This window comes from Phytohabitans aurantiacus (genome assembly GCF_027923225.1).
GTDB classification, from domain to species: domain Bacteria; phylum Actinomycetota; class Actinomycetes; order Mycobacteriales; family Micromonosporaceae; genus Phytohabitans; species Phytohabitans aurantiacus.
In genome coordinates, this window is the sequence record NZ_BSDI01000021.1 from 51044 (window position 1) to 68588 (window position 17545).

Below are 17545 nucleotides of genomic sequence, written 5' to 3' on the forward strand. Positions count from 1 at the left end.
ACCCTCCCGTACCCCGACCAGTATTACTACGTCCGGTAGTAATACTACGGGATGTCGTAGAGGGCTTCAGGTAGCGGCGCGTGTGGTCCTCGCCGCATTCGGCCGGCTGCGGGTCACCGGCGCGGTACCCGACGGGCCGGTGATCCTGGCCGCCAACCACATCAGCCCCGTCGACCCCGTGGTGCTGCTGGCCGCCTGCCATGCCATCGGGGTCGCGCCCCGGGTCATGGCCACCGCCGGCGTGTTCCGGGCACCGGTGGTCGGTGCGGTGCTGCGCCGCGCCGGGTACCTGCGGGTCGCCCGCGGCACCGCCTCGGTCACCCAGGCGCTGCACGACGCCATCGAGGCGGTCGCCGCCGGTGACCCGGTGCTCATCTACCCGGAGGGGCGCATCGGGCTCGCCCCCGGTATGTGGCCCGAGCGCGGCAAGACCGGCGTGGCACGGCTCGCCGAGGCCACCGGCGTACCCGTGGTGCCGGTCGCGCAGTGGGGCGCACACGAGATCGCCCCGTACGCGGCGCCGAGGGGCGCGGTGCGGGGGCTGGCGCGGTCGGTGCTGCGCCGTCCACAGGTGAGCGTCCACTTCGGGCGGCCGGTGTCGCTGGCCGGTACCGGATCGGCGCGGGAGGCGACGGACCGGGTGATGGCCGCGATCGCCGACGCGCTACTCCCCCTGCGGGCGGCCGAGCCCGACGTGCCGCGCTGGCACGATCCCACCCGCCCGATCGACCCCAGCCGCGCCCGCCTCGCCCCATGATCAGGGCGTCCCTCAAGTTGCTAGAACGACTTGAGGGACGCCCTGATCACAAGAGAAGCGTTAGCGGCGGGCGCGGAGGTAGGCGAGCACGGCCTCTCGGGTGGTGCGGACGCCCAGGAGCTGGCGGGCTTGGGCTATGCGGCGGTTCGCGGTGCGCAAAGACAGGAACTCGGCCGCCGCGGCCGCCGCGATCGTCTCGCCGTTCGCCAGCCGCTCCAGCAGCGCCCGCTGCTCCGGCACCAGCTGCCCCACCAGGTCGTCGTCGCCCGGTTCGGGGTCGGCGTCGACGGCCCGGTACACCGGACCGAGCCGGCCCAGGTCCGCGACCAGCGCCCGCCCCACCTCGCCGACCGCGTCGGTGATCGCCACCACGCCGGCGCCGCGGGCCGCCGCCATCACCACCAGGTGGACGGTCTCCAGGTCGGGCACCCGCCCGTACAGCACCACCCGCGACTCGGTGATGTCCCAGCCGCCGTCGGTGAGCGCGAACCCTTCCCGGGTGGTCCAGCCGGCGCGCGCGAGCCGGCGCAGCACCGACGTGGCGTCGGTGGCGCTGGGCACCACATAGCGTGGAGCGTTGTCTGGGCCCGTCATTGAGAACCCCCGAGCCGCGCGGCCGCCTCCGTGCGCGTACGAGCCCCCAGTTTGCGCATGCCCGACCGGATGTGTGTCTCCACCGTCTCGGCGGAGATGCCGAGCTGTCCGGCGATCCGGCGGGTCGGCTCGCCGGCGGCCACCAGGCGCAGCACGTCGCGTTCCCGGTCGGTGAGCTCACCGCCGGAACGGGGTCCGCGCTGGTCGCGGCGCACCGCGTGGCGGCGCAGCGCCCGCCTGGCCCGCCCCAGCAGCACCACCAGGCCGGCCTGTTCGGCGAGGGCCTCGGCGGCCAGCAGCGGCGGCACCGCCCGGGCCGGGTCGCTCTCGTGCAGGCCGCGGGCCAGTAGGCAGCGCACCTCCTCGCGGACGGCCAGGTCGTGCCAGGCGGCCGCGGCCTGGTCGAAGTCGCCGGCGCCCGCCCAGGCGGCCAGGGTCGCCTCCACGGGGGCCAGGCCACCCGCCGGGGCGCCGGCGACCACCAGGGAAGCCCCGTCGTACGCCGCCCACCGGGCGGTGATCCGGCGCAGCCCATCGACCAGCGGCGGGGCGCCGGGCGTGAACCCGGCCGCGGCCCGTTCCGGCTGCCCGTCGAGCCAGGCCGCCTCGCGTCCTACCCAGTCCAGCAGCGCCGCCACCGACGGCGGCGCGGTCGGCGCGCCGGCGAGGCGGGACCGGGCCGGGGCGAGCAGCCCGCCGTCGGCCTCGACCAGGCCGGCGGCCGCGATCGCGTAACCGCGCGCCTGTACCGGCAGCGTCCGGTCGGTCAGGTCACCGGCCCGCCGCAGCACATCATCTCCAGGCGCCGGCGCGCCGCTCCGCTCGCGAACGGCGTCGGAGCCGCGCAGCGCCGAACACCACAGCTCCGCGGCCAGGAAGCGGGTCTGCCAGCTGTACGCCACGTCGATCGCGCACGCGGCGGCCGCGTTCGCCGCGGTCTGGGCGGCCTCGGCCAGCCGCCCGTCGGCGGCGAGGGTCTCCACCAGCAGCCACGCGCTCCATCGGGCGGCGAGGAGGTCACCGGCCGCGCCGGCGGCGGCCGCCGAGGACGCCAGGGCGTACTCCCAGCCCTCGGCGCGCCGGGCGGCGCGGACGGCCGCGAGGGCCGCGCGGAGGCCGGCGTGCGCGGGCGGGTCGCCGTGCCGGGCCTCGATCCGCGCCGCCTCGTCGGCCGCGTCGTGCGGGGCGGCGGCCAGCTGGGCCAGCAGCAGCACCCGGTCGCGGGCGGCGACCAGGGCCGGGTCGGCGGTGTCGGGCACCGGCGCGGCGGCCGCCCGGGCCGCCGCGACGTCGCCCACCTGAAGCAGCGCCTCGCCGCGCAGCACAGCCGCGTCGACGCCCAACGGTGCCTCGGTGGTCAGGGCGCGCACGGCGGCGCGGGGTCGCCCGGCGGCGAGGGCGGCGGCGGCCGCGGCCACCCGCACCGCCGGCTCCGCGTCGACACCGGGCAGATCACAGGCCAGCAGCAACAGCTCCGCGCGTTCGCCCGCCGTCGTCGCGTGGTCGGCCGCCGTCACGGCCATCGTGTACGCGGACACACCGTCACCCGCGGCGGCCAGATGACGCGCGGCTTCCCGTGGCGGCACGAGTCCCGCCAGCCGGCGGTGCAGCGCCTCCCGCCCCGGCGGGTCGAGCAGCCCGGCGGCCACCTCGGCCACGTACGGCGACACCGGCGCCAAATCCCCGTCGACGGCCACGACCAGTCCCGCCTCGGCGAGCTCGTCCACACCGGTGCCCAGTACGGCGGCGGTGGCCGGGCGGCCCAGCAGCCCCAGGGCGGCCATCGCGGTGCGGGCGGGTCGGGTCAGGTCGGCGAGGGCACCCGCCACCGCGTACTCGATCTGTCCCGCCTCGGCGGCCAGGTCGGTGGCGCCCCGGGCGGCGGCGTGCCGGGCCAGGGCCTCGACGGCCAGGGGCGCGCCGCCGGCGCGGGCGACCACCGACGCCACAGCGGCCGCGTCCAGGCTCGGCGCGACGCGGGTGGCGAGCGCGGCCGCGGCGTCGGCGGGCAGCGGCGGCACGGTCAGCCAGCCGCCGGCCGCGTCGCGCAGCCGGGCCACCACGTCCGGCGGCAACCGGTGCGGGGTGCGCAGCGCCACCACCACCCGGCAGTGCGCGGCGATCGCCGGCAGCGCCGCCAGGGTGGCCGGGTCGGCCCACTGCACGTCGTCCAGCACCAGCAGCCCGCCCCGGACCCGGGAACGCACCGCCTCGGCCAGCAGCGCCGTGTCACCGGCCGGCAGCCGCACCCGCACCGCTCTGGCCAGCGCGAACGCCGGCACCGTCGACAGCATCGCCAGGCCGCCGCCGGTGAACACGGGGCCGCGGAACGCCTCGCCCAGCTGCCGCAGTACGGTGCTGCGGCCGGCACCGGGCCCGCCGGCGACGACGACCAGGGCCGGTGCGGCCAGCAGCCCGGTAGCCTCCGCGATGAGGGAACCGGGCCGCACCGTTGCGGTCGCGTGACGCACGTTGGGCCTCCGGCATGGGGGTGGCACGAACATGGGATTCTGCGTCGGCAGGATATTCGTAATGTGGACCGTAGGAGGGACGACCAACACCATGAGTGAGCACGACCGCGGGTACCTCGTCATTGTCGCCGACCGCATGGTCGGCTGACGAGTCATGGGACCAGGTCCACTCTCCGCCCGCGTCGCCGCCCTGTGTGACGAGGTCGGCCCCCGGGTCGGCCCCGCCGCCCAGACGCAGGTGCTGGGCGTCCGGCGGCGGCTCGACGAGCCCCTGCGGGTCGCCATCGCCGGTCGTCTGAAAGCCGGAAAGTCGACACTTGTGAACGCGCTCATCGGCCGCCGGGTCGCGCCCACCGAGGTGGGCGAATGCACCCGTATCGTGACCCAGTTCCGGTACGGCACCGCCGACCGGGTCGACGTGGTACGCCGCGACGGCTCCCGGGCCAGCCTGCCGCTCGACGAGGCCGGCATGATCCCGCAGCGGCTCGGCGTGCCCCGGCACGAGATCTCGTTCGTCGACGTCACCCTCACCAGCGACCACCTGCGCGACCTGACCGTCGTCGACACACCCGGCCTGGCCTCGACGAACACGTCGGTCAGCGCCGGCGCCCGCCGGTTCCTGTTCAACGAGGCCCCGATCGACGAGGACATCGACGACGACTCGGTCGGTGCCATCTCCGGCGCCGAGGCGATCGTGTACGTGTTCACCCAGTCGGTCCGCGACGACGACCTGCAGGCCCTGGAAGCGTTCCGGTCCATCTCGGCCCGGCTGGCCAGCAACCCGATCAACTCCGTCGGACTGTTCAACAAGGTCGACAAGCTGGTCGCCGGGGTCGCCGACCCGTGGCCGGTCGCCGGGCCGCTCGCCTCCGACCAGACCAAGGTGCTGCGCCGCGTCGTCTCCGACGTCGTACCCGTGGTCGGGCTGCTCGCCGAGACCACCGAGGCCGGCCGGCTCACCGCCGCCGACTGTGAGGCCCTGCGCGCCCTGGCCCAGCTGCCGCACACCGAACGGCTCGTGCTGCTCGCCTCGGTCGACCTGTTCACCTCACGGGAGTGCGCGGTCCCGCGCGAGCAGCGGGAACGGCTGTTGCGGCTGCTCGACCTGTACGGGATCGGCTTCGCCATCGCGCAGCTCGCCGCCCGTCCGCAGCTGGCCAGCGGCGACCTGGTCCGGATGCTGTACCAGGCGTCCGGGTTCCCGCGGCTGCGGCACACCCTGGACCAGGCGTTCCGGTGGCGCACCGACGCGATCAAGGCCGGCTGGGCACTGTCCAGCCTGGAGAAGGTCGCCAGCCACACCGCCCGCCTCGGCGACCGCGAGCTGCTGCGCGACGCCATCGAACGGGTCCTGCAACAGCCCGACTACCACCGGCTGCGGCTGATGGAGGTGGCGCAGCTGGTCAGCACCGGCTCCGTGGAGCTGCCCGAGCCGATGGAGCAGGAACTGACCCGGCTGGCGCTGTCCAGCGACCCGCAGTGGATCCTCGGACTGCCCACGGCCGGCACCGAGCAGCTGGTCAAGGCGGCACTCGACGCGGCCACCCGGTGGCGGGTGTACGCGGTCGCCGGTGCCAGCCCCGCCCAGTCCCGGGTAGCCCTGGTCGCCCACCGCGGCTTCTACCTGCTGTCCCAGCGCGTCAGGGGCACCGCGTGACAGCGCCATCCCCGGCCTCGCTGACCAAGTTGCTGTCCGGTGCCGTCGACGCCTCCATGGCGTACCTGCGCAAGGCCGACCCCGACGCGGCCAGCGACGTCGACGCGCTGCGCCGCCGCGAACTGGGCCGGCCGTCCATCGTGGTCGTCGGCGAGACCAAGCGCGGCAAAAGCTCCCTGATCAACGCCCTCATCGGCGTACCCGGACTGTCGCCTGTGGACGTCGCGGTGGCCACCGCGACGTACCTGGAGTTCGCCCACGGGCCGCAACCCGCCGCGAAGGCCTGGCTGCCCGGTCGGGAAGACCCGGTGCCGTTCGGCCTCGACGCCCTGCGGGACTGGGCGACCCCGTTCGGGCGGCTCCCCGAGGGCATGCGGCCGCCCCGGCGGGTCGAGGTCACCCACCCGGCGCCGCTGCTGCAGTACCTGACGCTCGTCGACACCCCCGGCACCGGCGGCCTCGACCCGCTGCACGCCGAGATCGCCCTCGACGCGGTCGAGCGGGCCACCGCGCTGCTGTTCGTCGTCGACGCGTCCGCGCCGTTCGCCAAACCCGAACTCGACTTCCTCATCGAGGCCAGCAAACGCGTCAACTTCGTCGTGTTCGCGCTGACCAAGACCGACGCGTACCCGGGCTGGCGCACCATCTGGGAAGACGACCGCGCCCAACTGCAGGCCCACGCACCCCGGTTCGGAGCCGCACCCTGGTACCCGGTCTCCGCCCGCCTCGCCGAGCTGGCCATGACCCTGCCGAAGGAGGCCGCGCAGGAGCTGATCCGCGAATCCCGGATCGCCGAGCTCCAGCACGCCCTCATCGACCTGGCCGGCAAGGGCCACCTGCTGCAGCAGTCCAACGTGCTCCGCGCCGTACGCAGCGAGATCATCCGGCTGGACCTGCGCGTCGGCGAACGCATCAAAGCCACCGACCCCGACCCGGCCGACATGGCCAAGGCCAAAGAGGACCGCGCCGCCCTCGCCGCCCGCAAGCGCACCGAGTCCCGGCAGTGGTCCCTGGCCCTCAACACCGAGACCCAGCGCGCCCGCGTCGAGGCCACCGGCCGGCTGCGCAACTACATCACCTCCCTGCAGGAGGAGTACCTCAACCGGATCGACAAGGGCAAAGGCGACGAGATCAAAGGGCTGCCGCAGGAGGTCGACAAGGCCCTGCACGCCCTGTCCGTGCGGCTCTCCCACGACCTGGAGTTCCGGTTCCGCAAGGTCGCCGAACGCACCCTCACGCAGGTGTTCGGGCCGCACGAGCTGCAGTTCGTGCTGCGCCGGCTCAACGCCACCCTCCGCCACGCCCTCGCCACCAAACCCCGCCGCGAAGGCGCCGCCGGCGCCGACAACGTGATGATCGCGATGTCCGCCGGCGGCATGGCCTTCATGGCCGGTCGCGGCGCCATGGCCGGCGCCTCCGCGCTCGGCGCCGGCGCCCTCGTCGGCGGCGGCCTGCTGATCCCCGTCGCCGGACTCGGGCTCGGCCTGGCAGCGGGCGCTTTCATCCTGTACCGGCGGCGCGTGCAGAACGACCGCCAGCAGGCCCGAGTATGGCTGCGCGAGGTGCTCGGCGAGGCCCGGGCAGCCCTGTCCGACGAGATCATGCACCGGTTCACCGACCTGCAGTACGGGCTCACGCTCGCCCTCGACGACGCCATCGAGCGGCGACTGCAACAGCTCGACGCGCACATCGCCGAAATCGACAAGGCGCTCGCCGAAGACAAAGCCGAACGGGGCCGCCGCAAAGCCGCCCTCCAGGCCGAACGCGAAGGTCTGCGTGGCCGCCTCAAGCAGCTCGACGAGGTCCTGTCCCGCGCCCGGTCCCTGCTGCCGGCACCCGCCACAGAGGAGTGACGACCCATGACCGATCACGAGTGGCCGGACCCGGACTTCGACCCGGAGTACGGGAGCGAAAGCGCCGACACCGCTGACCTGAGCCAGCCCTTCGACTTCCCCGCCGACCCTCCCTACGGCTCCTCGCCCGACTTCTCGCCCGACTTCTCGTCCGACTTTTCGAACGACGCCTCAGCCGGCGCGCCGCTCGACGACCCCCTCGACGCTTCCTTCGACAGCTCCTTCGACGCTTCCCTGGACGGCTCCCTCGACAGCTCCCTGGACGCCGGCAGCGGCGACGACGCGTTCGGGGACGACTTCGACGACACCGACGCTCCCGGTGACGACGGCGGCGACCCGCCCGTCGGGGCCGACCCCGACCTCGACCCGACAGCCGACCACGACGGCCAGCCGGCGTTCCCACCCGCCCTGGACCTGGACCCCACCCCCGAGCCCGTCGACGGCTTCCCCTGGGCCGACCCGACCACCCTCGGCGAAGCCCCGCTGACCGACCCGGCCGCCGCGAACACCGCCGCCCCCGACCCTGCCGACCTGGCGTCGTACGCCGCCCAGGACCTCCCCCCAGGCGCCGACCCCTGGACCGCCCTGTCCCAGTCCGAAGACCCAGCGACGAGCTCGCTAGCCCGCTTCTGGACCCCCGGCACCTGACCCGTGTCCGCCGACCTTGCGCGCTAGGGGGCGGGTAGGTCGCCGACGATGGGTTCGAAGTCCTCGAAACGGCGAGCGGCGTAGGTTTGCTGGACGCGGTCGTCGTACTCGTCAAGCGTCAGGCGGCCCTCAGCGATCGCCGTCTGCAGGCGCCCCACCACCCGCTCACGGTCGGCGTCGGTGACCCGGGACAGGCGCGGGTTTGCCGGCGAGCCCTCGGCGCCGTGGAGCAGCGACCTGAGCACCACCGTGAGCCGGGACAGCTCGGCGTCAGTCGTCGCGGTCCGCGCGGCGTGCAGCAGGTCCAGAGTCTCGGCCGGCTCCAGCGCCCCGGCCCGGCCCGCCGCTTCGACGGCCCGGATGACCGGCTCCCGCTCGGCGTCGCTGGCGAGCCCGTCGAGGTTCTCGACCCGTGGCAGCAACTCGCCGTACGTCTTGGCGGCGTGCACGGCCTGGAGCCGCTTCCCGTACTCGACCGGGCTGAGCCGGCCGTCCGTGAGCGCCGCCATCAGCGCCTCACCGGCCCGCTGCCGGTCCGCGTTGGAGATCCGCAGATGCGCCCCGTCCCGCACCCCCGCCTGCCCCGACCGCGGCGGTACCGGCCAGCGCCGAGCCGCGAGCGGTCGAGCCGCCTGCCGCCCCTCCGCCAGCGTTCGCGGCGCCTCACTGGCCGCCGGCCGCCCCTCCGGCGTGAACCAGCGCGGCCCGGCCGGCGGTCGAGCCGCCTCACCGGTCTCCGCCGCTTGCGGCTTCCCGCCCGCTCCACCGATCCCCTCAGGCGCCCACCACGACGACGCCGACCGCCCGGCCGCCGCAGTCTCCTGCCGCGCCGGCGCCGGCTGCTCGGCATCCTGCTGCGACGGCGAGCGGTGTGGGGCCGCGGTCGCCTCCGGCGTGGGCCAGCGCGGCTCCGGCGACGGAAAGGTGGGGCGCGGAGGCGGCGACGGCCGGGACGCGGCCGCTCTCAGCGCTTCCAGCGACGCCGACAACGGCCCAGCGCTCTGCGTCCCACGGCCTGGCGCCGCCGCGGCTCCGGACCCAGCGGCCTCCGCCGCATCCGGCGACATTGGTGGCGGATTGGGCGCCCCCGACCCGCGCGCCCCAGGCTCCGTAGTGCGAGCAAGCGGCGTGGACCCCGGGTCGGCGGCGTTCGCGGACGCAGGCGTCGCACGTCGTGACGGTGGCAACGGCGGCGGTGATCCGGGAACAGCTGACCGCGGCGCCGCGGAGGACGCCGTCGCCCATGGTCGCGGTGGAGGTGGCCGGGAGACGGCGGCCCTCAGCGCGTCCAACGGTGAAGGCGACGGCTCGGACACCGCGGCTTCCAGCGCGTCGAGTGGCATCGGCCGCGATCCGGCGTCGGCCTCCGAGGGGACGACCACGACAGCACGGCCAGCGCCGGGCGCATCCGAGGGGCCGCCGACCCCGACGGTAGGGCCGGCGCCGGGCAGAGCGGACGGCGCCGCCTCGGCCGCTCTGGGTGGCGCTGTGGCTTCCGGCGTCTCGCGTGTCGGCGGGCTCGGATCGGCGGCGTAGGTGAGCCGGTCGCAGATCGACCGGTACTCCGATTTGGACAGCCGGCCGGCGGATCGATCCAGCCACGCCTGCTGCCACTGGGCGCGTCGCGCTAGGGCCGCCGCGAGCTCCGGAAAGGCGTCTGGTGCCGCGTCACCGTCGAAGAAGCTGGCCAGCACGGCGCGCAGCTCTCCGGCCGTGCGCGCGTTGGTGATCACGTCGCTCAGCCACCAGCCACCGTCGCGGGCGCCACGGTCCTCCGCGCCGACCAGGACGCCGACGTACAGGCGGTCGGCGGGATCCGGTGCCGTGTCGGCGGGAGCGTGCACGAAGCGGGGTGCCGGCAGCCCCTCCGCGTAGTGATCCGGGGCATGCTGGGAAGCAGTGTTGCCCAGTGCGCGCGTACGCCTCCGGTGCTCCTTGTCGGTCAGCTTCCCGATCGCGTGCGCGTACGCCAGCAGTGCCCGCACCTCTCGCCGGCTCGACCGAATCACCCTGACCACGCTGAGAGGGTAGCCAGCCGAGCCGGTGACCCGACATCGCGCTCCTTTCCCAGGCTGCGCGTTGCTTTGCTCTGCGCTTCCTTGAGAAGACACCTCGGCGGCCGCTGCTGACCGTGTTCGTGCTGCCCGTCAAAGCGCGGCTCCGGCGGCGGAAGGGCCGATCGCGGAGGCGGCGACGGCTGGGACGCGGCCGCCTGAGCGCGACGCCGAACTGCCGGGCGGGGTGCTTGCGTGTCCATGCCGCCCCGATCAAGGGCATTCGCATGGATCAAGGACAAACACACGCGGAAAGAGATCCAACCACGTGCATTCGCCCTTGATCGGCGTGCACGGCGTGGCGACACGCCGTCACGGGCCGGCCTGGGCGCGGACGCACGCGGAAAGGAGATCCAACCACGTGCATTCAGCCTTGATCGGCGGAGAGAGCAGCCGGCGGAGCGCAGCAATCGGCGGAGAGAGCGGGCGGCGGGCGACCCCTCAAGGACTACGCCGGGGTCAGCTGGCGGCCAGGATCACCAGGACGATCAGGGCGATCACCACCATCACGCCGAGCGCGACCGTCCACACCAGAGTCGGCTCCTCGTACCAGGCGCGGGGCGGGGCGGGGCGCGGCGAGACGGGTACCGCGCTGACCGGCGGCGGCTTGCCCACCGCCGCGCCGTAGCCGGCGGGGGGCGGGACCGGCTGGGCGGGCCTGCCGTGGCCGTACGCGCTGGGCAGGCTGTAGCCGGGGGCGACCTGGCCGCGCGGCTGAGCCGGCGGCTGGGCGGCGGCCGGTGGGTGTGCGACCTGGGGCGCCGTCATGGGTGGGCGTGGAGCCTGGGGGCGGCTGATCGTCGGCGGGCGGGGCGGCGCTACCGGGCGGGCGGGGGGCGAAGAAGCAGGGTGGGCGGGCGGCAAGGAAGCAGGGTGGGCGGGGGGTTGGGTAACAGGGCGAGCGGGCTGTGCAGTGACCGGGCGGGCCGGGGGTGGGGCGACGCGGGGTACGCCCGAGTGGACGGGGCCGGTCGGCTCGGCGGCGGCCGCCCCGAAGAACAGGGCGCCCTCGGCCACCACCGTCTCGGGCTGTTCGAGGGTCGTCGGTGCCACGCCCAGCTCGGTGTGGATCAGGTGTGCGGCGATCGGGATACGGCTGGAGCCGCCGACCAGGAAGATGCCCACCAGGTCCGGCGGGGCCATCCGGGCGGCGGTGATGGTCTGGGCCAGGCAGTGCACCGTCTGCATCACGTACTGCCGGATCAGCCCCTCGAACTCGTCGCGCGTGATGTGCGCGGAGATGTCCAGAGCGGGCAGGTGCACGTCGGCGCTGGTCGTGCGGGACAGCATCTCCTTGGCGCCGCGCACGTCGTCGTACAGCAGGGCGCGCTGGCGGCGCTGGCCGGCGTCGGCGGGGCTGACCAGGCTGTTCCACAGGGTGGTGCGGGTGTCGGAGTACCCGCGGCCGAGGTGTTCGACGAGGGCCTGGTCGAAGTCGAGGCCGCCCAGGTCGGACAGCCCGTGCTCGGCCAGCACGTCGAAGCCGGTCGCCGAGCGCCGCACCACGGTCGCGTCGAACGTGCCGCCGCCCAGGTCGTAGATGGCCAACGCGCGGCCGACGGGGACGGCGCTGCCCAGTACAGCGGTGTAATAGGACGCGGCCGCGACCGGCTCCGCGACCAGGCGCGGCGCGGGCAGGCCGGCGACCCGCGCGGACTCCAGCAGTACCGCGCGGCGCTGCTCGCCCCACCGCGCCGGGTGGGTCATGCGCAGCTCGTCGGCGGCGGCGCCGAAGTGGCGTTGCGCCTCGACGGCGACGCGGCGCAGCACGGCGCCGATCACCTGCGGCACCGACTGTTCCTGCTCGCCGAGCAGGACGACGCCGTCGTCGACGCGGCGTTTGGGGTTGGGTTCGAAGCGGGCCGGGTCGAGGCGGGCGGAGCGTTCGGCGTCGCGGCCGACCAGCAGCCGGCCGTCGGGGTTGAGGTAGACGGCGGACGGCAGCAGCGGCGAACCGTCGAACAGCAGCGGCCGGGCGCGGCCGTCCGCGCCGCGCACCATCGCGACCGTGTTCGACGTGCCGAAGTCGATGCCGAGCACCCGCATGGCCGTCACCCTACCGTCGCCGCGGAAGTGCATACTTCGCGCGTGAAGCGCGAGGACGAGCGTTCCGGGTCCGCCCCCGCGGTCGTGAACGAAAGGCAAGCACAGTGAGCGCGTACCTGGATGATCCACCGCTGGCTTTCGCGCACCGCGGCGGCGCGGCCGAGGGCGACGAGAACACCGCCGAGGCGTTCGCGCGGGCGGTGGCGCTCGGCTACCGGTACGTCGAGACGGACGTGCACGCCACCTCCGACGGCGTGCCGGTGGTGTTCCACGACACGACCCTCGCGCGGGTGGCGGGCCGGCCCGAACGGATCGAGGACCTGAGCTGGGCCGAGCTGACGACGGTGTGGCCGGCCGTGCCACGGCTCGACGACGTGCTCGCCGGGTGGCCGGAGATCCGGTTCAACATCGACGTCAAGGCGGCCAGCGCCATCGAGCCGACCGTCGAGGCCGTGACCCGCGTCAGCGCCGGCGACCGGGTGCTGCTGGCCTCGTTCAGCGACGCGCGGCTGGCCCGGCTGCGGCTGCTCGCCGGGCCGAAGGTCGCCACGTCGCTGGGCATGCGGTCGGTGGCGCGGCTCAAGGCCGCGTCGGTCGGCGGATGGCGGATCACAATGCCACCATCCGCGGTCGCCGCGCAGGTCCCGGTCCGCTACGGCCGCGTGCGGCTCGTCGACCGCCGGTTCATCGGGTACGCCCACCGGCTGGGCCTTCAGGTGCACGTGTGGACGATCGACGACCCCGCCGAAATGCACTACTTACTTGATCTTGGTGTGGATGGCATCATGACCGATCGCGTGGACGTGTTGCGCGACGTCTACATGAGCCGGGGCGTCTGGCCCACCGAAGGGAACCCGTGACCACCACCACCGAGCCCGCACCGACAAGTACCCGTTCCGAACGCACCGGCTGGTACTTCTACGACTGGGCCAACTCCGCCTTCCAGACCACGGTCATCGCCGTGTTCCTCGGGCCCTTCCTCACCGCGGTCGCCGAGAAGGCGGCCGGCTGCCCGCTCGGCGCCGACGAGTGCGACGCCAACGTGCACCCCCTCGGCATCACCGTCGCGGCCGGCTCCTTCTACCCGTACATGGTGTCGCTGTCGGTGCTGCTGACCGTGTTCGTGCTGCCCGTCATGGGCGCGGTCGCCGACCGGTCGGCGCACAAGAAGCGGCTGCTGGCCGGCGCCGCGTTCATGGGCGCCGCCGCCACCTGCGGGTTCGCGTTCGTGACCGGTGAGCGGTACCTGCTCGGCGGCGTGCTGTTCCTCATCGCCAACATCTCGTTCGGTGCCAGCATCGTCGTCTACCACTCGTACCTGCCGCAGCTGAGCGGCCCCGACGAGCGCGACAACATCTCCAGCCGCGGCTGGGCACTGGGCTACCTGGGCGGGTTCCTGCTGCTGGCGCTGAACCTGGTCGCGGTCACCCTGTTCAGCGTCGAGGGCGACGACCAGCGCACCCTCGACATCGCCCGGTGGTCGATCGTGTCGGCCGGCGTGTGGTGGGGGCTGTTCACCCTGGTACCGCTGAAGTGGATGCGCGAACACCCGGCGCTGCACGCGAGCACCGGCGCCAACGTGATCCTCGACGGTTTCGTCCAGCTCGCCCGCACGGTGCGCGGCATGCGCGCGTACCCGCTGACGCTGTTCTTCCTGCTCGCGTTCCTGGTCTACAACGACGGCATCCAGACGGTGATCGCCCTGGCCAGCCAGTTCGGCAGCGAGGAGCTCGGCCTGGAGACGAACACCCTCATCATCACCATCCTGGTCGTGCAGCTGACCGCGTTCTTCGGCGCGCTCGGGCTGGGCCGGCTCGCCGGGAAGGTCGGCGCCCGCAAGACGGTGCTGCTCAGCCTGGTGCTGTGGACCGTCGTGGTGCTCGCCGCGTACTGGCTGCCGTCCGAGGCGCCGCTGCCGTTCATCGCCCTCGGCGCCGCCATCGGCATCGTGCTGGGCGGCAGCCAGGCGCTGAGCCGGTCGCTGTTCAGCCAGCTCATCCCCAAAGGCAAGGAAGGCGAGTACTACGGGTTCTACGAGATCAGCGACAAGGGCACCAGCTGGCTCGGGCCCCTGGCGTTCGGCCTGGTGTTCCAGCTGACCAACAGCTACCGGGTCGGCATCGTCGCACTGGTGGTGTTCTTCGTGGTCGGGTTCGTGCTGCTGGCCATGGTGCCGATCCGGCGGGCGATCGTGGCGGTCGGCAACACGCCGCCGCGGCTGCTGTAGAGGTTAGGCTCGCTCATGGACCGCTTCGTGCAGCCCGTCCCGCCCCCCGACGACCCGTACACCGGCGACCCGCTGCTGCGCTCCTGGCTGGAACGCACCCTCGGCGCCGCCGGCCACGCCGCCGCCAAGAGCAGGCTGACCGCGCTCGCCGCCGACGTGTCCGGGCCGCTGCGGGCCGCCCACGCCGACGCCGAGGCACACCCGCCGAGGCTGGTCCAGTACGACGCGTGGGGCGCCCGCGTCGACAAGATCGAGACGTCCGCCGGGTGGCAGGCACAACGGGCCGCCGCCGCCCGGCACGCCGTGGTGGCGCTGCCGTACCTGCCGGAGGCGCGCGGCACGTGGGGTGCCGCGGCACGCACCGTGCAGCACGCCCTGCTGCACCTGTACGGGCCGGAGTCGGCGACGTTCTCGTGCCCGGTGGCGATGGCCGACGGCGCCGCCGCCCTGCTGGGCCACCCCGACGTCGACCGGCCGGCCCGCGACGAGTGGCTGCCCCGGCTCATCAGCACCGACCCGGACGTGGCCGTCACCAGTGGACAGTGGATGACCGAGTCGGCGGGCGGCTCCGACCTGTCCCGCTCGTCCACTGTGGCGGCTGTCAAAGACGGCGACTGGCGGCTCAGCGGCGAGAAGTGGTTCTGCTCGGCCGTCGACTCGGCGATCGCGGTCGCCCTGGCCCGGCCCGCCGACGCCGGGCCGGGCAGCCGGGTGCTCGCCCCGTTCCTGGTACCGCGATACCAGGAAGGTGTGCGGGTGCACCGCCTCAAGGACAAGCTCGGCACCCGGGCGCTGCCCACCGCCGAGGTGGGGCTGCGCGACGCGTACGCGATCCCGCTGGGCGACCCGCACGAGCCCGGCCTGGTGCGGGCGATGACCCTGGTCGTCGTCACCCGGGTGCACAACGCGGCGGCCGCCGCCGGTGGCATGCGGCGCGGCCTGGCGTACGCGCGGGCCTTCGCCACGGCGCGGCGGGTCGCCGGCGGGGTACTGGCCGACTCGCCGCTGCACCGGGCCACCCTCGGCACCCTCGCCGTCGACGCGGCCGGGGCGTTCGCCCTCGCCGCGCACGCGTTCGCGCTGCTGGGCCGGGTCGAGGTCGGCGCCGACCCGGACGCGGCCGCCGAACTGCGGATCGTCGCGCCCCTGGCCAAGCTGGCCACGGGGCGGCTCGCGGTCTCCAGCGCCAGCGAATACGTGGAGGCGTTCGGCGGTGCCGGCTACGTCGAAGACACCGGCGTGCCCCGGCTGCTGCGCGACGCCCAGGTCCTGCCGATCTGGGAGGGTACGACCAACGTGCTGTCGCTGGACGTGCTGCGCGCCACCGCCCGCGAAGACGCCGCCAAGCCGCTGCTGGCCCGCCTCGACGCCGCCGTCGACGTGGCCCGAGGCTTCTCACCGACCCTCGCCGACACGCTCGCCGCGACGACCGCCGCCCTGCGCGACGAGGCCGCCGAGATCGCCGGCGACCCGGGCGGCGCCGGCGTGGTGGCGGGGGCCCGCGGGTTCGCGCTGCGGATGGCGTACGCGCTGGCGGCGGCGCTGCTGTTCGAACACGCCGCCTGGGGCGACGAGCAGGGCGAGGCGGCCGCCCGCCTGTGGACCAGGCGCTGGCTACGCCGCGAAGACATCGCGGTAGACGCCCACCACGAACTAGACACCCTCGCCTAGCCCACCGCGACCTCGCCCCGGCGATGCAGCGACGGTGCAGGTTCGATGAACGGGCGTTGGGACCCTTGCGGTGCCGCCGGACGGCGGCACCGCAAGGGAGGTCCACATGCGCGCCAGAATCCTCGCCTCGCTCCTGACGGCGCTCGGCATGGCCGCCGCCGCGGCGGTGTCCGCCGCACCGGCTCAGGCGGCGCCGACGTGCTACGTGTCGTACCGGCTGGTCGGCTCCTGGCCGGCGGCCGGCACCAACCCGGCCGGCTTCCACGGTGAATTCATCCTCACCACCGACCCCGGCGTCAAAACGAAGGGCTGGCGCGTCGAGGTGCACTTCCGGGCCGGCGTGGAGCTGAACTCCAACTGGAACTCGGTGGTCGTACTCGACGCCGCCCCGGTCTACGTCTTCGGCAACGCGTCCTGGAACTTCGAGATCCAGCCGGGTGGGACGACCAAGTTCGGGATGTTCGGGAAGAAGACCGCCAACAACATCTCCAACCATCCGTACTCGGCGGTCTGCGCCCCGCTCTTCTAGGCGCGGCGGCGGGCGCGGGCGGCCCAGATGGCGTACGCGGGATCCCGGTCGAGGTTGTGGCGGTCACGGTCGTAGCGGCGGGTGGTGCGCGGGTCGGCGTGGCCCATCGCGTCCTGGACGTCTTCCAGCGGTACGCCCTCGGCGCGGGCCGTGGTCGCGAACGCGTGCCGCAACGAGTGCGGCGACAGCTTGGCCCACGCCGGGATGCCGGCGTCCCGGGCCAGGCGCCGGACCAGGCGGAACACCGCGTGCCGGTCCAGCCGCGCCCCGCTGGCGGTGACGAACATCGGCTCCGCGCCCGCTCCGGCCAGCGCCGGTACCGGTGTGGACGCGGGGCGGTCGGCCAGGTACTCGTCGAGGGCGGCCGCGGTACCCGGAGTCAGCGCGCGGCGGCGTGGCTTGCCGCCCTTTCCGATGAACCGCACGCTGCGATGTCCCCGCTCGTAGCCCAGGTCGTCCAGGTTGAGCGAGACCACCTCGCCCACCCGCAGGCCCAGGTCGGCCAGCAGCGCGATCACCGCGCGGTTGCGGACGGCGGTGGGCCCGGTCGCCGAGTCGGCGGCCGCCAGCAGCGCGTCGACCTCGTCCGGGGCGAGGCCGACCGTGGCGGAGTGGTCGCGGGCGACCTGGGGGCGGTCGGCGCCCGAGACCGGGTTGCCGTCGACGGCGCGCAGCTTGACCAGGAACGCGTACCAGCTCGACAGCGCCGACAGCTTCCGGGCGACGGTGGCCGGGGTCAGCGGCCGGCCGCTGCGCGGGTCGACGGTGGACTCCAGTGCGCGCGCGTACTCGTTGACGTCCAGGAACGACGCCGACAGCGGTGCGGTACCGCGGTTGTCGCACCAGGCGAGCCAGCCGGCGATGTCCCGGCGGTACGCGGCCCGGGTGTGATCGGACAGCCGCCGGTTACGCAGCCACGCCTCCGTGAAGTCGGCGCCGCCGCTCGAGAGGGACAGCTGAGCGGCAGGCGGGACGACCGGATGCATGCCGCCCATTGTGGTCCGGTCGTCACCACCCGCCGCGCACCTCGGTGCGCCG

General features: G+C 74.3%; 13 protein-coding genes. 8 read left to right on the forward strand and 5 right to left on the reverse strand.

The genetic code is table 11. The annotated features are described in order from the left end of the window. The first annotated feature begins 22 nt into the window (after positions 1-22). The gene (locus QMG73_RS22180) at positions 23-757 is read left to right on the forward strand and encodes a lysophospholipid acyltransferase family protein (protein ID WP_407676844.1); all 735 of its coding nucleotides are present in this window, start codon (positions 23-25) and stop codon (positions 755-757) included. A 60-nt stretch (positions 758-817) separates the two neighbouring features. Here the strand turns inward: QMG73_RS22180 and QMG73_RS22185 are convergent, their stop codons facing one another. Then, on the reverse strand, positions 818-1351 hold the full coding sequence (locus tag QMG73_RS22185; protein WP_281898613.1) for a LuxR family transcriptional regulator: 534 nt from the start codon (positions 1349-1351) through the stop codon (positions 818-820). Next, positions 1348-3822: a LuxR C-terminal-related transcriptional regulator gene (locus QMG73_RS22190; RefSeq protein WP_281898615.1), complete on the reverse strand. Its 2475-nt coding sequence runs from the start codon at positions 3820-3822 to the stop codon at positions 1348-1350. The genes QMG73_RS22185 and QMG73_RS22190 overlap by 4 nt, the downstream gene beginning before the upstream one ends. A gap of 154 nt (positions 3823-3976) precedes the next feature. Here QMG73_RS22190 and QMG73_RS22195 point away from each other — a divergent pair, with 154 nt between their 5' ends. From QMG73_RS22195 to QMG73_RS22205, 3 genes are read left to right on the forward strand one after another with little or no spacing between them, the layout of a single operon-like run. Next, entirely contained in the window at positions 3977-5479 is a 1503-nt protein-coding gene (locus tag QMG73_RS22195; protein WP_281898616.1) for a dynamin family protein, read from the forward strand. Continuing rightward, complete coding sequence (locus tag QMG73_RS22200) at positions 5476-7332, forward strand: dynamin family protein (protein ID WP_281898618.1); 1857 nt, start codon at positions 5476-5478, stop codon at positions 7330-7332. The genes QMG73_RS22195 and QMG73_RS22200 overlap by 4 nt, the downstream gene beginning before the upstream one ends. Before the next feature lie 6 nt (positions 7333-7338). Then, a complete protein-coding gene (locus QMG73_RS22205) occupies positions 7339-7980 on the forward strand; it encodes a hypothetical protein (protein ID WP_281898620.1) in 642 nt (213 codons plus the stop codon). Positions 7981-8003: 23 nt separating this feature from the next. Here QMG73_RS22205 and QMG73_RS22210 read toward each other — a convergent pair whose 3' ends face one another. Next, complete coding sequence (locus QMG73_RS22210) at positions 8004-9998, reverse strand: DUF1707 SHOCT-like domain-containing protein (protein ID WP_281898621.1); 1995 nt, start codon at positions 9996-9998, stop codon at positions 8004-8006. 495 nt (positions 9999-10493) lie between these two features. After that, entirely contained in the window at positions 10494-12080 is a 1587-nt protein-coding gene (locus QMG73_RS22215; RefSeq protein ID WP_281898623.1) for an Hsp70 family protein, read from the reverse strand. A gap of 104 nt (positions 12081-12184) precedes the next feature. On the opposite strand from QMG73_RS22215, the gene QMG73_RS22220 reads away from it, so the two are divergent. The 4 genes from QMG73_RS22220 to QMG73_RS22235 all read left to right on the forward strand — a co-directional run bounded on the left by QMG73_RS22220 (position 12185) and on the right by QMG73_RS22235 (position 16507). Beyond that, positions 12185-12940, forward strand: coding sequence for a glycerophosphodiester phosphodiesterase (locus tag QMG73_RS22220; protein ID WP_281898625.1), 756 nt, complete (start codon positions 12185-12187; stop codon positions 12938-12940). Further along, positions 12937-14307 (forward strand): MFS transporter, encoded by a 1371-nt coding sequence (locus QMG73_RS22225; RefSeq protein WP_281898627.1) that lies wholly within the window; start codon positions 12937-12939, stop codon positions 14305-14307. Before QMG73_RS22220 ends, QMG73_RS22225 begins: the two co-directional genes overlap by 4 nt. Before the next feature lie 15 nt (positions 14308-14322). Further along, complete coding sequence (locus QMG73_RS22230) at positions 14323-15978, forward strand: acyl-CoA dehydrogenase family protein (protein WP_281898629.1); 1656 nt, start codon at positions 14323-14325, stop codon at positions 15976-15978. A gap of 106 nt (positions 15979-16084) precedes the next feature. Next, a complete protein-coding gene (locus tag QMG73_RS22235) occupies positions 16085-16507 on the forward strand; it encodes a cellulose binding domain-containing protein (RefSeq protein WP_281898632.1) in 423 nt (140 codons plus the stop codon). Here QMG73_RS22235 and QMG73_RS22240 read toward each other — a convergent pair. Beyond that, on the reverse strand, positions 16504-17493 hold the full coding sequence (locus tag QMG73_RS22240) for a tyrosine-type recombinase/integrase (RefSeq protein WP_281898634.1): 990 nt from the start codon (positions 17491-17493) through the stop codon (positions 16504-16506). The genes QMG73_RS22235 and QMG73_RS22240 overlap by 4 nt on opposite strands. Between the last annotated feature and the right edge of the window lie 52 nt (positions 17494-17545).